Origin of the sequence: Enterovibrio gelatinilyticus (assembly GCF_028683095.1) — a bacterium.
Lineage (GTDB): Bacteria > Pseudomonadota > Gammaproteobacteria > Enterobacterales > Vibrionaceae > Enterovibrio > Enterovibrio gelatinilyticus.
Genome location: NZ_JAJUBC010000003.1, coordinates 55318 through 72987, shown reverse-complemented (window position 1 = coordinate 72987; position 17670 = coordinate 55318). Strand labels below are relative to the sequence as shown.

Below are 17670 nucleotides of genomic sequence, written 5' to 3'. Positions count from 1 at the left end.
ATTTTAAAAACAACTGCACTGTATCAGCTTAAAGTGCTAGTACTTTTCTTATCACATTGGAGTCGTTGTTCGGGTATATGATGCTTTCTTCCTACGTTTATTTTGATACATAGCCTTGTCAGCAACACTAAGCCATTGTTCTGCAGACTGAATATCTGAAGTCAGCTCTTTTTCACCCAAGGTCAAAGATACGGTGATGCCGTTAGGTAACCCTTCAGAACGAATGTCTTGACAGAGCCTTTCCATTATTTGAGGAACTTCTGATTGAGCGGTATGACGTAAAAGCACCACAAATTCATCTCCCCCTATACGACCAGCCACATCTGAGTCACGTATATTGCGGGTAAGATGCTCGGCAATTTTTACCAATACTTCATCACCAATTTTATGACCATAGGTATCATTGATGCCTTTAAAGCCATCAGCATCGATATATACGAGAATGGAGGGGGCGCCCGTCAAAGCGTGTTGCTGATAGGTCTCTCGAATATCATTCATGATCGCATGGCGCGACTTAATCCCTGTGAGAGAGTCATATTCCACCAATTTACGCAAATGGTGCGCCATGGTCACCACCGTATCCCGCTGATCAATCTCGGAAGTAATATCTGTCATGGTGCCCACGCGATAAATGAGTTCATTGCTTCCATCAAAAACACAGTGACCGCTATCTCTGACGTGTTTAATGCGACCATCTGGGAATAGCAAACGATAGTTGACACTCCAAGAGTCAGACGAAGAGGAAAATCGCGTAGTGGCTGCCATTTCCCTGTCGGAGGGATGCACTCTATTTAGAAAAACACGAGGATCACCATATAACGACTCTACGGGTTCTTCCCAAATATCGTTGAAGCAGCGGTTAGCGTAATAAAGCCGCATAGGATCGGGAGCAGAGATCCAGACAACTGAACTAACATTTTCTGCAATGATTCGAAAACGTCGTTCTGAAGTAGAAATGACATCTTGAAGCTGTTTTTCTTCATGAATATCAAATACTGACACAACAAATTTATCGGCTCTCATTTTGTCCGAAGACACTGCTGAAACCAGAGATCTAACCCAAATATGATGGCCATTTTTATGAACATAGCGTTTATCAACTTGATAATGCTCGCGACATTCTGTCACCAGTTGTCGTCGTAGAGGCTTTTCGCTGTTGGCATCAGGTTCATAGGTCAACTCAAAATCACTGATCCCTTTTAATTCATATTCGCTGTATCCAAGAAGCATATAAAACGCTTTATTGATGTTGACGAATTGACCTTCAGCGTCGACCACCGCCATTCCATAAGGCAACCCATCAATATCAAGCTCATCTGCACCTTTCTCTGGTGTAGCACAATCAGAAATAGCGACGATATAGATCTTGCTGGAGGCGCTCGTATCCACACTGACTTTTAACAAGCAGGGTTTATTGGATTGAGAGAGGGTCGCCACTTTATGGAAGGGTTCAAAGTGCGATAAGGAGGCTGAAGACGCAAAGTAGCGCTTGATGTCATACCAAACACCAGCAGAAAAACAGCCATCTAAGTTATGACTGCCTTGTTCTAATCGCAGTGTACTTTGGCACTCACGATTGCTATGGACGATTTCTCCCAGCTCGTTAACAATAAGCATGGGAACAGGTGCAATATCGAAATACAGCATCTGAGAATGGTTTTGAATCTGAAACATCCGAGTTCGTTTTTTCCTAGTGTTAACGAGACACATTCAAGAAAGCGCTCAAATTATCAAGCGAAGCACTCAGGCAATATACTAGCGATATAGCTGAAAGACGTTTGATTCAGTTTTGATACAGAAAGCCAGAAAGCGTTTTCTCGTGCTCTGCTTACGCCAGATTCGGATAAGGGAGATGCCCCACTTTTACCCAAAGTAAGGTGTCTTCTTCAGCAAATGGGTTGTATTCGAACATATGAGGAGTTCGCATCCACACTCCTGCAGGGTACTTGCCGAATTCATCGCGGTACTCACCGCTTATGACAAATACTTCTTCACCACAGAAATGAGAAATAGAAAAAAAGTGCTGTCCTGCTGGCCACTGAATCATGGCAACTTGCTCACCATTAAACTCATGGAGTGGCAATATCCTCAGCCGACCCTGTCCATCAATCCACTGCGTTTCGTCACGAGTGTTAATTCGAATTTGATGGAAATCGTGGCTTGAAAACTGATGCAACTTTACCAATAACGTGCACCCAACAAGGCTAAAAGGCGCATGGGAACTTCCAGGAGGGTTTCGAATATAAGTGCCAGCTGGGTAATCGCCGTTTTCATCAGAGAAAACACCATCCAGAACCAATATCTCTTCGCCAAGAGGGTGTTCATGACGACGGAACTCACTCTTAGGTGCATATTTTACAATGCTTGTTGCGTGACCCCGCTCATCTTCCTCACGGGCGAGAGGTTTTCTAAGTACGCCCTCGATTGGCGATGGTTGCCAGTCTTGTGCATTGGTGTCAATGATCACCCGTTGGTCAAACTGCATATTCAGCATAAGACAATCCTCAAACAGGAAAACACGGGACTTACCTGATTTCTCTGACGATACCCGTAATATAGTCATGGATGACCTGAACTGCCGTCGCATTCGTTGGAAGTAACAGACGAAATAAGGCAAAAATCACGCAGCCCTATCTCGCTATATTTCTCGCATACCTCCTCGAGTTATCGGACGTTACGCTCAATCTAACGTTTTAACTCAAGACTCCTAATCCTAGATAAAAATCAAAACTAGCAGGCACAAAAAAGCCGACTTTCGTCGGCTTTTTAAGGTCATTTCAGTGCTGATTATGCGTCAGCAGGACGACGGTCAGGACGAGCACCTGAAGGACGACGGTCGTTGCCGCGGTCACGGTTGAAGCGACGCTCACCACCGCGATCTGAACGATTGCCACCGTTACCACCGCGAGGACCACGCTCTTCAAAGCGACGACCACCGTTACCGCCTGGCGCACCAGAACGCTCACCGCCGTTACGACGACGTGGTGGCTCCATGTTAACGTGACCTTCAACTAGCTGTGCGTCAGTTGCTTTCTGGCGAATACGCAGTTGCTTCAGTTGTGCCATGATTTCATTAGGCATTTTCTTAGGCAATTGAACATAAGTGTGGCCAGTTGCTAGTTTGATAGAACCAATAAATTGCTTCTCTAGACCTAGTTCGTTTGCGATTGCGCCAACGATGTCTTTAACTTGAACGCCTTGATCACGACCAACTTGCAATTGGTAAGTATCCCAATCAGCAGCGTTGTAGCTACGACGCTCACCGCGCTCTGGACGGCTGCCGTCACGTGGACCGCGCTCGTCACGACGAGACTCACGGCGTTTGTTCTCACGCTCGATTGCCGAGATCATTGGATCTGGACCAGTGTAGAACAATGGACGTTTACCTTGTTGACGCTGAAGAAGCATCGCTGCCAAAGTAGCTGCATCTACATCGATTTGCTCTTGAAGCTTCTCGATAAGACCAACAAACGCTTCTAGACTTTCAGCTTCTTTCTGCTCAAGCAGGTCAGCAGCAAGTGCAGCAAGACGCGCTTCAGCAACTTTGTCACGCATAGGAAGTTGAATTTCTTCCATACGAGTCGACGTTACGCGCTCAATGGTACGAAGCATACGGATCTGGTTGGTGCGTACCAACAAGATTGCTTTACCAGCGCGACCAGCACGACCAGTACGGCCAATACGGTGGATGTATGACTCAACATCGAATGGGATGTCGTAGTTGAATACGTGTGTGATACGTGGAACATCAAGGCCACGAGCAACAACGTCAGTCGCAACAAGAATGTCGATAACGCCACGCTTGATGTGATCAACAGTACGCTCACGTAGTGACTGAGGAATATCACCGTGCAAAGCAGCAGCTTTAAAGCCACGAGCTTGCAACCAATCAGCCAAACGCTCAGTGTCCTGACGGGTACGTACGAATACGATAGACGCATCAGTCTCTTCAGTTTCAAGAAGACGAGACATTGCTTCGTCTTTCTCTACGCCTTTCACTACCCAGTATTGTTGTTCTACTTTCTCAACAGTACGGTTGCTACCAGCTACGTCAATGCGCGAAGGTTCACGAAGGAAGCGGTCAACGATTTCTTTAACGATAGGAGGCATGGTTGCAGAGAACAATACACGTTGTGCAGTTTCTGGCGCTTGCTCCATGATCCAAGTAACGTCGTCAACGAAGCCCATTTTCAGCATTTCGTCAGCTTCATCTAGTACGAAAGTTTTCACTTCGTCCAGCTGAAGACGTTCGCGGTTGATAAGGTCTTTAACACGACCAGGCGTACCAACAACAATGTGAGCACCTGAACGTAGAGCACGCATTTGCTCAACGATTGAAGCACCACCGTAGATCTCAAGTACTTTCAAACCAGAGATTTTTTGGCCCAGAAGTTTAACTTCTGCTGCAACCTGAATAGCTAGCTCACGAGTAGGCGCCATAACAATAGCTTGTGGCTTGTGCTGGTTCAGATCGATTTTGTTTAGGATTGGTAGAGAAAACGCAGCGGTTTTACCAGTACCAGTTTGTGCCTTACCTAGTGCATCAACACCAGTAAGAAGCAAAGGAATCGAAGCCGCTTGGATTGGCGTAGGTGATACAAAGCCAATTGAATCTAAAGCGGAAAGAAGGTTTTCAGCTAGGTCTAGCTGACGAAATTCAGTAACGATATCTTGCATTGGGATCCCAATATATAGACTAAAGTAACGGGGCCCCTGCTAGCGGTTTCGCACTGTTATATTTTACTGATGCAGGTTCACTTTGATTAAAACAGTGATTTCCTACTCTCTGCAACAGCAACTAACGCTACGGGCCTCGACAAATAAGGGTCAGAATTCTGCGCTAATAAACCAAAAAAAGCCAGAAAAAATTGAAGGAGTTCACAATTTTTTCTACAGTTGATGACTTTTTAACTGCAATAGCCTAATTCGCTAGCAAATTGTCGTTAAATTGGGCAGTCACTTCACGCTTTGCCTATATTTCCTAATCAATACAAATCCGATTTCGACCTAACTTCCGAGCCATCAAACGTTGTTTTTCTGCATTTTTGAGTAATCGACTTGTTCGATTGAACAACGTTCCTCCTCCCAAAACAGCCCCCACACTCAAAGTGACACGCTGATAAATGGCGGATGCACGATTACGAATATTACGGTGGTACATTGAATTTACCAAGGCTTCCGTCATTTCACGTAGGTGAACTTCATTTTCATATTGCACCAGAATCATAAACTCACCCGGTGCTGTCGCGGCACACACGTGAAACGAATAACATTCGGTGTTTTCTTCAATCAATATTGATATCGAACGTAGTAAATTAGACGCCTCATTTTCGCCATATAGCTTTTGGTAACCACGAAAAAAATCCACTTCTATGGATATGACGGCCAACACACCATTTTGCCGGCGAGAATCAGACACAATCTGAGGGAGACTCAATGCCAAGTATTTTTCATTGGGTAATTCAGTCACGGGATCAATCATTTTCGACCAAGCGCCCAACTGGTTACCCATTTCAAGCTTACGCCTCAGAAGCACAAGCTCATGCTCTTGATGCGTGTTCATCTTTTCGAGATCACCTAAACGCTGATTATTGAGTTCGGTTTCTCGTAATTTGTTAATTTTCTGACAGACAGACGCCGCCAGCAGTTTTATTGCCTCTTTTTTGGGCTCATCTAATACTGAACGATAAATCAAATTGTCGGCGGCTAACCAGCCTATGCATTCGTCGCCATTCCACATCACCATCATGACATTCCAACCGATACCGACTTGCTCTCGGCCAAAATACAGAGGGACGTTCTCTTTTACGATGAGCTCGTTCTTTGTTGTAAATGCCTCTTCCATAAATAGTGTGTTTGGCATTTCTTGACAAAAATCGCTTCGGTCCACCACATTGCCATGAGGATCAGTACCCCATGTCCCCCACATTTTGTCTTTTTCCAAATCACAAAGAAAAATCCCCATGCGGTCTATTTGAAGACGATCTCGCCCTAACTCGATTGCAATTCGACATAGCGAATGAATAGAAGTTGCTTTCGTGAACCGAAGAGAGATCTCGTGGAGACTTTTCAAGTACGTCAGTTGAGAAGACAGAGTTCGGTTATTTAGCGCTAAATCCAATTCATTTTGATGTTTTGACAATCGGACTTGTGCAAGCTGATGTGCCAATAGCTTACATTTCAACTGAAAAGCAGCATCTCGACGAAGCCAATCAAAACTCTCAGAGCGTAGCCTTTTCTTTTTGTCAGGCGTTGCAACCTCGACTAAGACATAGCCAAGTAATGAATCACTTTTTCTCAGCGGAATGACCGCATGTTCCCACATGACGTTGTCTTGTTGCCAGCCAGCGTTGAATGGCAATTCAGAAACAAACGAAAAATCGTCAAGGTGCCTACTTGCGAGAAAGGCCCAATCAATGGCATAACCGCTGTATTCTTCACTGGGTTTAAAGTGCGAATAAAAATTGAAAACATGCTGAGTTTGGCTCGCAGCAAGCACCAATTCACCATTAACCCACAAAAACAACGCCGAATTCTTGGCATTATTTTCGTCAATCAAGCGATTAAACACTCCTTCGCACCACGCTTCTAACGTGTCATCAATGATCAGGGCTGCAATCGGACTCTCTAACTCAGCACTTTCCATGCGCTTACTCGTTTGCTTCATTCCTTGAGAGTCATTCTGTCATCAGCATTCAATTTAGCATTCCCGTTACATCAACTTTGGGAGTAGACACGAAGATTTAGCCCGTCTTTATCAACAAATTGTTAGATTACACACCTTGGATTTAGTGGCTCGAATACGTATAGTGTTGCGGTTCACATTTTGAGATCAGGCTAATGTTTCAAGACAACCCGTTACTTGCACAACTTAAACAACAGATTAAAGAAACCATTCCTAAAAAAGAAGGCACGATCAAAGCGACTGAAAAAGGCTTTGGCTTTCTTGAAGTAGACAACAAAACTAGCTACTTCATCCCCCCTATCTACATGAAAAAAGTCATGCATGGTGACAAGGTCGTAGCTCTGATCCGCACCGAAAAAGAAAAAGAACTGGCTGAGCCGGATGAGCTAGTAGAGCAATCTATCACGCGATTCATTGGCCGCGTTAAAATGATTCGCGACAAATTGAATGTTGTGCCGGACAGCCCACAGCTTAAAGATGCAATTCGTGCCAAGACTCGCAAAGGGTTAAGCCATGACGCATTGTCAGAAGGCGATTGGGTCGTCGCTTCATTGATCCGTCACCCACTAAACGGCGAAAACGGTTTCTTCTGTGAAATCAGTGAGAAAATTACCGACGCAAATGACAAAATTGCGCCTTGGTGGGTAACGCTCGCGAAACACTCTCTCCCAAACCAAGAACCAGCACCTCAAGACAATTGGGAGATGTTGGATGAATCTTTGGTACGCGAAGATCTCACTCATTTGCCGTTCATTACGATTGATAATGCGTCAACCAAAGACATGGATGATGCGCTTTATACCGTTGCGAATGCCGATGGCACGTTTACCCTCACCATCGCGATTGCGGATCCAACTGCTTATGTTGCTGAGAATACTCAATTAGACAAACAAGCACGCGATCGTGGCTACACGATTTACTTGCCAGGTCGCAATATTCCAATGCTACCGCGTGAGTTAAGCGATGACCTGTGTTCTTTACGTGAAGAAGAAATTCGTCCTGCACTTTGCTGCCGTGTCACCGTTCAAGCAGACGGCACCATCACCGACAATGCGAGCTTCTTTTCTGCAACGATTAAGTCTCAAGCTCGTTTGGCTTATGACAACGTATCCGATTGGTTGGAAAACGGGCACTGCGAGAATTGGCAGCCTAACGACATCATTGCAGAACAAGTAAATGCCCTTCACGGCCTTGCAAAAGTGCGTGTTAACTGGCGTGAAACCCATGCCGTCACCTTCCCAGATCGTCCGGATTACCGCTTCGAACTCAGTGAAGATAACGATGTTGTTGCGATTCATGTTGATGCTCGCCGTATCGCGAACCGCATGGTCGAAGAAGCGATGATCACAGCAAACATTTGTGCTGGTCGCGCCCTTCGTGAGCATTTCGGTTTTGGTGTGTTTAATACGCACGCAGGTTTTTCACCTGAAAAAATGGCCGACGTTGTTGAGCTTATCAATCAACACGGTGGTGACGTTTCAGCTGATAATCTCGCAACTATCGAAGGCTTCAGTGCCCTACGTCGTTGGTTGAACACTCAAGAAACCAGTTATCTTGATAACCGCATTCGTAAGTTCCAGTCATACAGTGAAGTAGGAAATGCACCGTTGCCGCATTTCGCGATGGGTCTAGATGTTTACGCAACATGGACATCACCTATCCGTAAGTATGGCGACATGATTAACCATCGCTTACTCAAAGCCATCGTTCGTGGCGAAACAGCTGCACAGACTCCTGACGACATGATCGGAGAAGAGCTTGCGTTACATCGCAAACACCACCGCATGGCGGAACGTGATGTTTCTGATTGGCTGTATGTGCGCTTGTTGAAAGACAGCGTCCGTGAGAAGAAAACCTTCCTTGCGGAAATTTTCGATATCAACCGTGCAGGTATGCGAGTTCGCTTACTGGAGAACGGTGCGATGACTTTCATTCCTGGTTCGCTGATTTGTGAAAACAAAAAACGCGTCGAATGCAATGCAGAGGCGGGAACTCTTTCTGTAGATGGCAATAAAGAATTCCAACTCGGCGATCAAATTGAAGTGATTATCACCGATATCAAAGAACCGACGCGTTCGATTGTTGGCAAACCGACAAGAGAATTTGCGGTCGTCGCTGAAAAAAATGAGGCTGACGTAACAACGGTTGACGCTAAAAGCGAATAATCACTCATCGTCATTCACAATCAGAAAAGCCAGACATCGTCTGGCTTTTTTGTGCCTTTCGCTTTCTTGACCATCTCGATAATTTTTGTATGTTTGAGCAATACTTGAATTTCAGGCAATAAAAAACCCGGTCCATGGAGCCGGGTCAGGTTACTATTTGACTTTTCATTGCTTGCGCAAAGTAAAGTTCAGCTATGCAGTAACGCCAAAATTGGACCAATCATTAGGTTGTCGGCGGCCAAACCAAATCCTGACAATTGTTTAGTGTCCAAGCCAGTTTGCTCTTTGCAAACCTCGTTTTTATTCAAATATTCTAAAGAAGCAACACAGCGAAATGCCTAAATCGTGTTGTTGCTCATCAAGTTACCTAAAGCTTAGACGTTGAAATTAGGATTATCCAATTCAATGTCTAATTAATTCTACGATTTATCTGTGTAAATTCGTCGCTGTGACAAACAGTATTACGCCACAGTAGGATGACGAACATATTAAAGATACAAATCCTCCCATGCCGCCTCATTAGTGAGACAAATACTAATCTTGCTATCACATGACCTGGTGCAAAAAAAACCGCATCTTCATACAAAGATACGGTTGGATATGCGATGCATATTGCCAAAGGACTCGATTCATTAAATTCGGTTTTTACAAAGGTTTTTGACGCCTCAACTGCCTAAGTTTTTCGTCAACTTGAGCGCGCGTTAGACCAACATCACACAAAAAGTGCTCATCGTTTCGTTTGTGTTCAAGCTCTTGGATCAACTGATACCGACGCCACTCAGACCACACACGATGAATCACATTCGCAATGAAGCCGCCATTTAGGTTTTTCTTTGCGAGAGACATGCTTATGGGTTGCTGCACGCACTCTGTTCTTGCCGCTTTACTCTTCATGATGATGACTCCTCGTGATCTTGTTCTATTTGGCCCCCAGACTTGACAGTTCAATAATTAAACAATTTAATTGTTAAGAAAAGCCAATATTTCTAACTAAAAACTTCAAAGGAGCTGAAGTATGACTAACTTTGATATCGACCAGCTCAGAACCCTCGTTGCCATCGTAGACTGTGGCAACTTCGCGGCTGCAGCAAACAGTGTTCACCGGACACAATCTGCCGTCAGTATGCAAATGAAAAAACTAGAAGAAGTCGCCGGTGTGGCTTTGTTTCAAAAGCAAGGTCGCCGCCATGTACTTACCTCGCATGGTATGACGCTGGTAAGTTTTGCTAGACAAATGCTTGTACTAAATGATGAAGCGATGGCCCATTTCCATAGCCCTGAGATGAATGGGACCGTAAAACTTGGGGTTTGCGATGATTACGTCAATCTTGTTTTTCGACGCATTCTGACTGGATTTTCAGAGCGATACCCTAACTTGCAGCTATCCGTTCAAAGTAACAGCAGTCAACGCTTACTCAAACAAGTACGCGATGGACGCCTAGATCTCGCACTCATCAATATTCATGATCAAAGCTACCCCGCCACCCAGTTATTTACTGAAAAGTTGGTTTGGGCCAAAGCCAAGCATATTACGTTTTGTAAGGATCGACCTTTACCACTGGCTGTCGAAGTTGATTGTCGCTGGGGACGACTTGCTATGGATATTCTGGACCGAGCTGGCGTGCCTTATCAGGTAACATTGTCTGCGGCAGATTTTCATGGTTTGAATGCCGCTATTGAGTCGGGTATGGCCGTGTCGCTTATCGCCGCATGTTCAGTTACCGAAAGTATGGATTTACTTGAGTCGCTAAACGGGCATTCCTTGGAGACGTCAATTGCCAGTGGGCTCAGCCTTAAGCCTGGGGCAAGTGAACCAGCCGTACTTGCTCTGGCTGATTACATTACTGAATGGTATATCCGACGCAATCAAAATGCCGCTTAATCGACAGTATTCTGATAGCTTATACCCAATCAACCTGAAGATGCTCGATTTCAGAGGCCTTCAGATTGTTTGGGTATATTGCCTTATTCGTGAGAAACGGCAAACACTGCTGAGCAATGACTATTGCTCAGCACGATATGCATATTTAGACTCAGAACATTGACCAATAGCAGGTGTTTTACCTAGAAATGCGCACACTGATTACCTGTAACGCAATTGCTCTCGCCTGCATGTCCCTCATTGGTTGTGAATCTACACAATCAGACCATGCTTCTTCGTCAACAGGTTCGTTTTACAACACCAATAGGCCTAACTCATTGGCACCTGTGGCTAACCCAGAACAACCATTTAATCTCGCTCTCATTCAATATTTTGAAGAGTGGCAAGGGACACCTTATCGCTGGGGGGGCGCTTCCAAAAGAGGGATAGATTGCTCCGCATTTACTCAGCAAGCGTATCAAGCTGTTTTTCAACATTCATTACCACGAACCACAAGACAACAGGTGACAAAAGGAAGTAAAACATCTCTCAAGTCAGCCTCATTTGGTGATCTTATCTTTTTCAAAACCGGCTCTCAGCGTTATCACGTTGGCATCTATATTGGTGACAGACAATTCATGCATGCTTCGTCATCAAAAGGCGTCATGATTTCAACGCTTGACAACCCTTATTGGTCCGCCCGAATTTGGCAAATCAGAAACTATTTGCCTTAGACTGAATGATAAACATGGTTTCTCCCATCAGATTACTTAGGTTTACCACGGAATAATCGAACCATCGTGATGGTACAAATGCCCAGAGCTATTTGCGTCCATTCGCTCGAATTGCGTAATGATTCTGTTGGCGGTAATCGTCGGGGAATACAACTTTTCCTTTGGCCAATTTCTCGTGAATGGTTCAGAAAGCGTACTTTGAGTTGTGCCAGGGTGCATGGCTATCACTGAACTCTTGCTAGCACGACGCTGCCATTCAATAGACAGTGTTTTGAGGAACATGTTGAGGGCTGCTTTGGTCATTCGATAGCTATACCACCCCCCTAATAAGTTGTCTTCGATGCTCCCGACTTTCGCACTCAAAGAAATCCATTTAAGGCTCGATTGAGACGTGATCATAGTGCCTACTGCTTGCGCAAGATGTAAATGCGATAACACATTGACCTTCATAGATTCCTCTAGCCATTCACCTGTCACTTGATTCAGATTTTTTTCTGGCTTGTGTTGGGCGTCATGTAAAATGCCCGCACAGTTAACAATGCCTATCAATTCAGACATATAAGGTGCTATCCAATCTCGTATAACATCGATGCTACTCGATTCGCTCATATCAATACGCAAGTGCTTTTCGCTATCATTCATTTGCGTTCGGCTAATCGTTATAACCTCATAACCATTTTCGATAAATCCATCAACTAAGGCTGTTCCAACCCCGCCATGTGAGCCAGCCACCAATACCGTCTTCTGCATCATATTCCTTAAGTGTATTCTGCTAAAATCATGTAATCATTGATTAACAAATTGTTCACTGATCTTTTTGTTGGCTAATTCGTATGGAATACGGCAAACAAAATTTCGCTTATCTTGGATTAGTTATATATGAGCCAAAGCACCATAGTGATCACTGGCGCGGGTCAAAGAATTGGCTATGCCCTTGCCAAACACTTTGCTGAAGATGGAAACAAAGTCATTGTCTCTTATCGCACCGAAAAACCTGGCGTTGAAACACTAAGAGAATGTGGTGTTGACTGCATTCAAGCAGATTTTGGCTCTGATGCAGGTATTCATCAATTTGCCCGTACTTTGGCCGAAAAAAATATTTCCATTCGAGCGCTAATACACAATGCATCGGATTGGAATGCTGAAAAGAACACGGATGATTATGCCGCCCTGCTAGACCAAATGATGCAAGTACATGTTAAAGCGCCTTATTTGCTCAATCAGGCCCTCGCCCCCTTTATGTGCTCAAATAATCAGGCAGGCAGTGACATCATTCACTTTACTGATTATGTTGTAAGAAAAGGTAGCGCAAAACACATCGCCTACGCGGCAAGTAAAGCAGCATTGGAGAATTTAACGCTCTCTTTTGCACAAAAGCTTGCCCCACAAATCAAAGTGAACAGCATCGCTCCCGCGTTGATTATGTTTAATGCGAATGACGATGAAGAATACAAACAGAAAGCGCTGTCGAAGTCTTTGATGAAATTGGCGCCTGGAGAGATCGAGGTGGTCAACGCGGTAGACTTCATTTTGAACAGCAATTATATGACTGGCCAAAGCGTCAACCTTGACGGTGGTCGAGCACTAAAATAACAAGATGGAATGACAGCTATGCAAAATGCGATTATCACCATTACCAATCTTCGCCTACGCACTTACATCGGCTTTAATCCTGATGAACAAGAAAAGAAGCAAGATGTCGTGCTCAATCTTGAAATTCATTACCCCGGTGACAAAGCATGCTCTAGTGATGTGGTAGATGAAGCACTCAATTACAAAGTCATTACGAAAGCGATTATCGATCACGTTGAAAATGGGCGCTTCTTGTTACTCGAGAAACTGGTTTCCAGCGTACTAGACATCGCAAAGAGCCATCATTGGGTGACGTTTGCACGCGTCACCATCGATAAACCACATGCTTTAAGGTTTGCAGACTCAGTATCGCTCAGCCTAAGTTGGCAGCAAGAAGAGTGACATTCATCATTACACCAATAGTTTCTTCTAATTTTTCGAACAAGTCGTTCAGGGTTGGCAGCTTAACCTTTCCGATTAGTTGATTATAATTCTCATTAACACTAATCACATGGACACGTTTCGGAAATGGAAAGAACTGAGCAATACAGCCTTACTTTACGCTTAATACACTGGCTAAGTGCTCTGGTTGTCATTGGGCTGTTTGCAGCAGGTTGGTGGATGGTCGATTTGACCTACTACAGTACATGGTACAAAACGGCTCCCCATTGGCATAAATCTGTTGGTATTTGTCTTGCCGCTCTAACGATTTTTCGTCTTATTTGGCGTACTGCTAAAGGGACACCAAATATTGAAGGCAACCAATTCGAAAAGATCGCTGCACATGCTGCGCACAACATTATCTACGTGCTTTTGCTCGTGATCTTCACTTCAGGTTATTTAATTTCCACTTCTGATGGACGTCCAATTGAGGTTTTTGATTGGTTCTCAGTGCCATCATTCGGGGAGCTATTCCCTGATCAATCCGATATCGCTGGAAACATTCATTACTATGCCGCTTATGGGCTGATTGGCTTGGTGATTTTGCATGCCGCCGCTGCACTTAAGCACCACTTTATTGATAAAGATAATACGTTACGGAAAATGATTGGAGGCAAATCAAAATGAAAAAGACGCTTATTGCTCTAGGGCTTGGTGTAGCAACAGTATTCTCTACCACTGCATTAGCTGATGATTATGTCATCGATACCAATGGCGCTCACGCATCTATCAACTTCAAAGTGCCGCACCTAGGTTATAGCTTTATCAAAGGTCGCTTCAATGATTTCAGTGGTAACTTTTCTTATGACCCAAGCAATATTACGGCTTCCAACATCACCGTGAACATCGATACCACTAGCCTTGATTCTAATCACGCAGAGCGTGACAAACACTTGCGCAGTGACGACTTTATCAATGCATCGAAATATTCGACTGCTACATTTAAGAGTACAACGATAGAAGAAAATAGCGATGGAACTCTGACTGTCAATGGTGACCTGACCTTGCATGGCAAAACAAATCCAATTGCGATTCAAGCCAACTTCATTGGCGCTGGCAGTGACCCATGGGGTGGCTACCGTGCTGGCTTTGAAGGTTCGACACGCTTGGAACTAAAAGACTACGACATTGCCGTCATGGGCGCATCTAGTTATGTTGACTTAGAACTTCATGTTGAAGGTGTTCGTCAATAATACGGCTGCCGTTAAGCAATTCCCCCTTTTAGATTGAGGGCAGGTGAAAGCCTGCCCTCTTTTTCCTTCCCAATACCCCTTATCGGTAGACTCAGATTTGCGGAAAGACAACTCTGATCTGATCCATTTACATAGTCGATCTAGATCACATAAATAGCCTATATCAGCGCGTAGAGTGTGGGGCTGATTTCAGCAAGCTTGGTGGAGCAATGTTCAACCCAATTCTGTTTCGACACCATTTGCACAAAATGCCAGAACTCTCTGGAAATGAAAAAGAAACTCAAAAAGTGATTGCAGAAACGTTGCGTACGTTTGGTTATGCCCCCCTTGAAGGGATTGGAGGGCACGGCGTTATTGTAAAAATTGAAAGCGATCAAGCAGGTCCTCAGCTTCTATTTCGTGCTGATATGGACGCACTTCCCATCAACGAACGCGCAAACCATGAACACGGTTCACAACGCTTCGGGGTTATGCATGCCTGTGGTCACGATGGCCACTCAGCAAGCCTAATGGGGTTAGCACATAGACTCTCTGAGCAACACCTACAGCGAGGTTCTGTGACGCTACTCTTTCAACCGTCTGAGGAGAATGGTGAAGGCGCAAGATCTATGCTCGCTGATGACAAGTGGTCGCAAGGACATATTGATTATGCGTTCGGCTATCACAACGTGCCCGGCTTCCCTCTAGGCCAAATACTTTGCAGAGATAACACATTTTCATGTGCATCAACGGGTGTTTCTGTCAAATTTACTGGCACTACCGCGCATGCCGCTTATCCGGAAACGGCAATCAACCCTTCACGTGCCATTAGGCAACTCATGATTGATATTGAAGGCTTCCCTTCTACCATAAAAAACGGTCTAACTATGTCGACTATCGTCCACATCAACTTAGGAAAGCCTGCATTTGGGACGACACCAGAGAGCGGTGAGTTGATGGCCACCTTAAGAAGTGACAGCAACAAAAGCTTTGCGTCACTCTGTGATCATGTCAAAGAGCGAGCACAGTACTATGCGGATCGTGATGGACTAACACTCGACATAAACTGGGTCGATTCATTCAGCGCGACCATTAACCATAGCGAAGCCAACATGCTGCTCAAACAAGCATGCAAAGATCTAGGCTTTGACTTTGTCAATCTTGAAGAGCCTATGCGATGGTCTGAGGATTTTTCAGAGTATTCGAAGGCGTGGCCGTCGGCTTTTTTTGGAATAGGAAGTGGTGCAGAACACCCACCTCTTCATGACCCGCACTATGACTTCCCCGACACCTTGATCGATATCTCAAGCAAGCTCTTTGAACAAATCATTAAAGATATGAATGGGCTTAGAATCTAACTCTATGAGTCGAACCAGTAACAGCTAACATACTGCAAAAAAAGAAAGGATGAGCAAAGCTCATCCTTCAGACTATCTATACTCGTGCTCATGGGCACATTTATAAGATACTTATTGTAGATTTATAGCTCGCCACGTAACTCTACAAGCTTCGCTTTGATTGCACGTGCTTTCTCTTCAGACAAATCGTAATTCCACATCACGAGAACTGCCAATGCCGCCGTCGATGCTGGAATAAGAATATCAGCAAGACGTAACTGAACGAGCGTCTCTGCCGATTGACTCGCGGCACCTGGATCAAAACCAACCATCTTAATCACTAGGCCACCTAAGATAAGCGCCAAAGCCTGACCAAGTTTGACCATCAACCAATAAATAGCACCAAATGTACCTTCACGACGTGGCATACCGTTAGCAAGCTCATCCATATCACATACGTCTGCCGTCATGCTCATCATCAGAGTGAACAGCCCACCAATACCGAATGACATCAAAGGAATTGGCATAAAGATCAACCATGGGTTAGATGGGTCAAAGCTGAACCATTTTAGACCGTATCCAACGATTGAGATCATGGTTGAAATGATGAATGCATTACGCTTGCCAAGCTTACTCGCCATATAGCTGATGATTGGGATAACCAAAAATGCGGTGGTCATTGCACTGACAGTTGCAAACCAAGCTGGCCAACTACCTGTTGCGCCATAGTCACCATCAAACATATGAAAGACGATGATGAAGAAGCTAAACGAAGCCACTAATTGGAAACCATTGAACACCAAAAATGTCGCACCGCAAAGTTTTACAAACGGCTTATTTTTGAAGACCTTCTTGATACCCGAGAACACAGAAATCAAATTTGTCCAAAGTGTTGCAAAGGAGATTTCAGCACGGTTCTCCATTTTGCTATCGTCAATACCCTTACAGAACAGGCCTGGCAAAATACCCAGAACAATACACGCTCCAGCAACATAAAGGGACAACTCACGAACCCCTTCTGCCTGAGAAGGGAAAAGCTCAGGATCAGCAATTAATACCCAGAACCAAGGCACAATCATCCATGCGATTTGACCCATAGTCTGTGCAAATGCCATTAAGCGTGTGCGCTCGTTGTAATCTGACGTCATTTCATAACCGAGGGCTACAAATGGCGTTGCAAACATGGTGTTACCAATGGTGAAGATCAGCGAGAAAATGAGGAAATACCAAAAGTTGTACGCTTGAGATGCTTCAGGATCAAGTTGCCAGAGTAATGCGAAAAATACGCCACTAAGAATGGCACCGACAACAATGTAAGGTCTTCTTCGTCCCCAACGCGACTTGGTGTTGTCCGTTATAAAACCCATTATTGGGTCAGTAATTGCATCAAAGAGTCTTGGAAGGCCACCCAGCAGTCCTGCTAGAAATGGGTCAATTCCAAATGCAGTAATCAGGAAGAACGAGAACACACCTAATGCGCCAGGTAACAGGTTAAGTACTAACGTACCGGAACCGTATGCACCCTTTTGAGCCGTAGGCACGCTTTTTTTCGCTTCCATGTTGTGATTTTCTGTCGCTTCTATCTGTGACATCGCTCTTCTTGTTAACCGTTTGTGAATTTGGTATCGCAATACTAACTAGGTGTTGCGAGTCACTTCAAACTGACACCAAAGAAGAGTTGACCACATTACATCACTTTGAAA

The 17670-nt window shown here is 44.6% G+C and carries 15 protein-coding genes; 8 read left to right on the top strand and 7 right to left on the bottom strand.

Annotated features, from left to right (window positions below; genetic code table 11):
- Positions 1–51: 51 nt before the first annotated feature.
- The 4 genes from LRP50_RS03385 to LRP50_RS03370 form a co-directional block, all read right to left on the bottom strand.
- Positions 52–1674, bottom strand: a complete 1623-nt coding sequence (locus LRP50_RS03385; protein WP_274163085.1) for a sensor domain-containing diguanylate cyclase — start codon at positions 1672–1674, stop codon at positions 52–54.
- 154 nt (positions 1675–1828) lie between these two features.
- The gene (locus LRP50_RS03380) at positions 1829–2494 is read right to left on the bottom strand and encodes a cupin domain-containing protein (RefSeq protein ID WP_274163084.1); all 666 of its coding nucleotides are present in this window, start codon (positions 2492–2494) and stop codon (positions 1829–1831) included.
- Between the two features lie 293 nt (positions 2495–2787).
- Positions 2788–4677: a DEAD/DEAH box helicase gene (locus LRP50_RS03375; RefSeq protein WP_274163083.1), complete on the bottom strand. Its 1890-nt coding sequence runs from the start codon at positions 4675–4677 to the stop codon at positions 2788–2790.
- 304 nt (positions 4678–4981) lie between these two features.
- Positions 4982–6667, bottom strand: a complete 1686-nt coding sequence (locus LRP50_RS03370) for a GGDEF domain-containing protein (RefSeq protein WP_274163082.1) — start codon at positions 6665–6667, stop codon at positions 4982–4984.
- Between the two features lie 173 nt (positions 6668–6840).
- Between LRP50_RS03370 and LRP50_RS03365 the strand changes: the two genes are divergently transcribed.
- Positions 6841–8850, top strand: a complete 2010-nt coding sequence (locus tag LRP50_RS03365; protein WP_274163081.1) for an exoribonuclease II — start codon at positions 6841–6843, stop codon at positions 8848–8850.
- A gap of 645 nt (positions 8851–9495) precedes the next feature.
- On the opposite strand, the gene LRP50_RS03360 is transcribed toward LRP50_RS03365, so the two are convergent.
- Positions 9496–9744, bottom strand: a complete 249-nt coding sequence (locus tag LRP50_RS03360) for a DUF1127 domain-containing protein (RefSeq protein ID WP_274163080.1) — start codon at positions 9742–9744, stop codon at positions 9496–9498.
- A gap of 121 nt (positions 9745–9865) precedes the next feature.
- Here LRP50_RS03360 and LRP50_RS03355 point away from each other — a divergent pair, with 121 nt between their 5' ends.
- Both LRP50_RS03355 and LRP50_RS03350 read left to right on the top strand, forming a co-directional pair.
- A complete protein-coding gene (locus tag LRP50_RS03355; RefSeq protein WP_274163079.1) occupies positions 9866–10732 on the top strand; it encodes a LysR substrate-binding domain-containing protein in 867 nt (288 codons plus the stop codon).
- A 188-nt stretch (positions 10733–10920) separates the two neighbouring features.
- Positions 10921–11445 (top strand): C40 family peptidase, encoded by a 525-nt coding sequence (locus LRP50_RS03350; RefSeq protein WP_274163078.1) that lies wholly within the window; start codon positions 10921–10923, stop codon positions 11443–11445.
- 42 nt (positions 11446–11487) lie between these two features.
- Here the strand turns inward: LRP50_RS03350 and LRP50_RS03345 are convergent, their stop codons facing one another.
- Complete coding sequence (locus tag LRP50_RS03345) at positions 11488–12195, bottom strand: SDR family NAD(P)-dependent oxidoreductase (protein WP_274163077.1); 708 nt, start codon at positions 12193–12195, stop codon at positions 11488–11490.
- Between the two features lie 129 nt (positions 12196–12324).
- Here LRP50_RS03345 and folM point away from each other — a divergent pair, with 129 nt between their 5' ends.
- The 5 genes from folM (at position 12325) to LRP50_RS03320 (ending at position 15988) form a co-directional block, all read left to right on the top strand.
- Positions 12325–13038, top strand: a complete 714-nt coding sequence (gene folM / locus LRP50_RS03340; RefSeq protein ID WP_274163076.1) for a dihydromonapterin reductase — start codon at positions 12325–12327, stop codon at positions 13036–13038.
- Positions 13039–13056: 18 nt separating this feature from the next.
- Positions 13057–13419, top strand: a complete 363-nt coding sequence (gene folX, locus LRP50_RS03335) for a dihydroneopterin triphosphate 2'-epimerase (RefSeq protein ID WP_028022519.1) — start codon at positions 13057–13059, stop codon at positions 13417–13419.
- A 126-nt stretch (positions 13420–13545) separates the two neighbouring features.
- On the top strand, positions 13546–14085 hold the full coding sequence (locus tag LRP50_RS03330; RefSeq protein ID WP_274163075.1) for a cytochrome b: 540 nt from the start codon (positions 13546–13548) through the stop codon (positions 14083–14085).
- Positions 14082–14651 (top strand): YceI family protein, encoded by a 570-nt coding sequence (locus tag LRP50_RS03325; protein WP_274163074.1) that lies wholly within the window; start codon positions 14082–14084, stop codon positions 14649–14651. Before LRP50_RS03330 ends, LRP50_RS03325 begins: the two co-directional genes overlap by 4 nt.
- A 209-nt stretch (positions 14652–14860) precedes the next feature.
- Positions 14861–15988: an amidohydrolase gene (locus tag LRP50_RS03320; RefSeq protein ID WP_274163073.1), complete on the top strand. Its 1128-nt coding sequence runs from the start codon at positions 14861–14863 to the stop codon at positions 15986–15988.
- A 122-nt stretch (positions 15989–16110) separates the two neighbouring features.
- On the opposite strand, the gene LRP50_RS03315 is transcribed toward LRP50_RS03320, so the two are convergent.
- The gene (locus tag LRP50_RS03315) at positions 16111–17559 is read right to left on the bottom strand and encodes an MFS transporter (RefSeq protein WP_274163072.1); all 1449 of its coding nucleotides are present in this window, start codon (positions 17557–17559) and stop codon (positions 16111–16113) included.
- Positions 17560–17670: the final 111 nt, after the last annotated feature.

Excerpts from the sequence above, each read along its gene's own strand:
- LRP50_RS03345 (WP_274163077.1), bottom strand. The coding sequence starts at position 12,195 with ATGCAGAAGACGGTATTGGTGGCTGGCTCACATGGCGGGGTTGGAACA.
- folX (WP_028022519.1), top strand. The coding sequence starts at position 13,057 with ATGCAAAATGCGATTATCACCATTACCAATCTTCGCCTACGCACTTAC.
- LRP50_RS03350 (WP_274163078.1), top strand. The coding sequence starts at position 10,921 with ATGCGCACACTGATTACCTGTAACGCAATTGCTCTCGCCTGCATGTCC.
- LRP50_RS03385 (WP_274163085.1), bottom strand. The coding sequence starts at position 1,674 with ATGTTTCAGATTCAAAACCATTCTCAGATGCTGTATTTCGATATTGCA.
- LRP50_RS03330 (WP_274163075.1), top strand. The coding sequence starts at position 13,546 with ATGGAAAGAACTGAGCAATACAGCCTTACTTTACGCTTAATACACTGG.
- LRP50_RS03360 (WP_274163080.1), bottom strand. The coding sequence starts at position 9,744 with ATGAAGAGTAAAGCGGCAAGAACAGAGTGCGTGCAGCAACCCATAAGC.
- LRP50_RS03375 (WP_274163083.1), bottom strand. The coding sequence starts at position 4,677 with ATGCAAGATATCGTTACTGAATTTCGTCAGCTAGACCTAGCTGAAAAC.
- LRP50_RS03370 (WP_274163082.1), bottom strand. The coding sequence starts at position 6,667 with ATGAAGCAAACGAGTAAGCGCATGGAAAGTGCTGAGTTAGAGAGTCCG.
- LRP50_RS03380 (WP_274163084.1), bottom strand. The coding sequence starts at position 2,494 with ATGCTGAATATGCAGTTTGACCAACGGGTGATCATTGACACCAATGCA.
- LRP50_RS03325 (WP_274163074.1), top strand. The coding sequence starts at position 14,082 with ATGAAAAAGACGCTTATTGCTCTAGGGCTTGGTGTAGCAACAGTATTC.
- LRP50_RS03365 (WP_274163081.1), top strand. The coding sequence starts at position 6,841 with ATGTTTCAAGACAACCCGTTACTTGCACAACTTAAACAACAGATTAAA.
- folM (WP_274163076.1), top strand. The coding sequence starts at position 12,325 with ATGAGCCAAAGCACCATAGTGATCACTGGCGCGGGTCAAAGAATTGGC.
- LRP50_RS03355 (WP_274163079.1), top strand. The coding sequence starts at position 9,866 with ATGACTAACTTTGATATCGACCAGCTCAGAACCCTCGTTGCCATCGTA.
- LRP50_RS03320 (WP_274163073.1), top strand. The coding sequence starts at position 14,861 with ATGTTCAACCCAATTCTGTTTCGACACCATTTGCACAAAATGCCAGAA.
- LRP50_RS03315 (WP_274163072.1), bottom strand. The coding sequence starts at position 17,559 with ATGTCACAGATAGAAGCGACAGAAAATCACAACATGGAAGCGAAAAAA.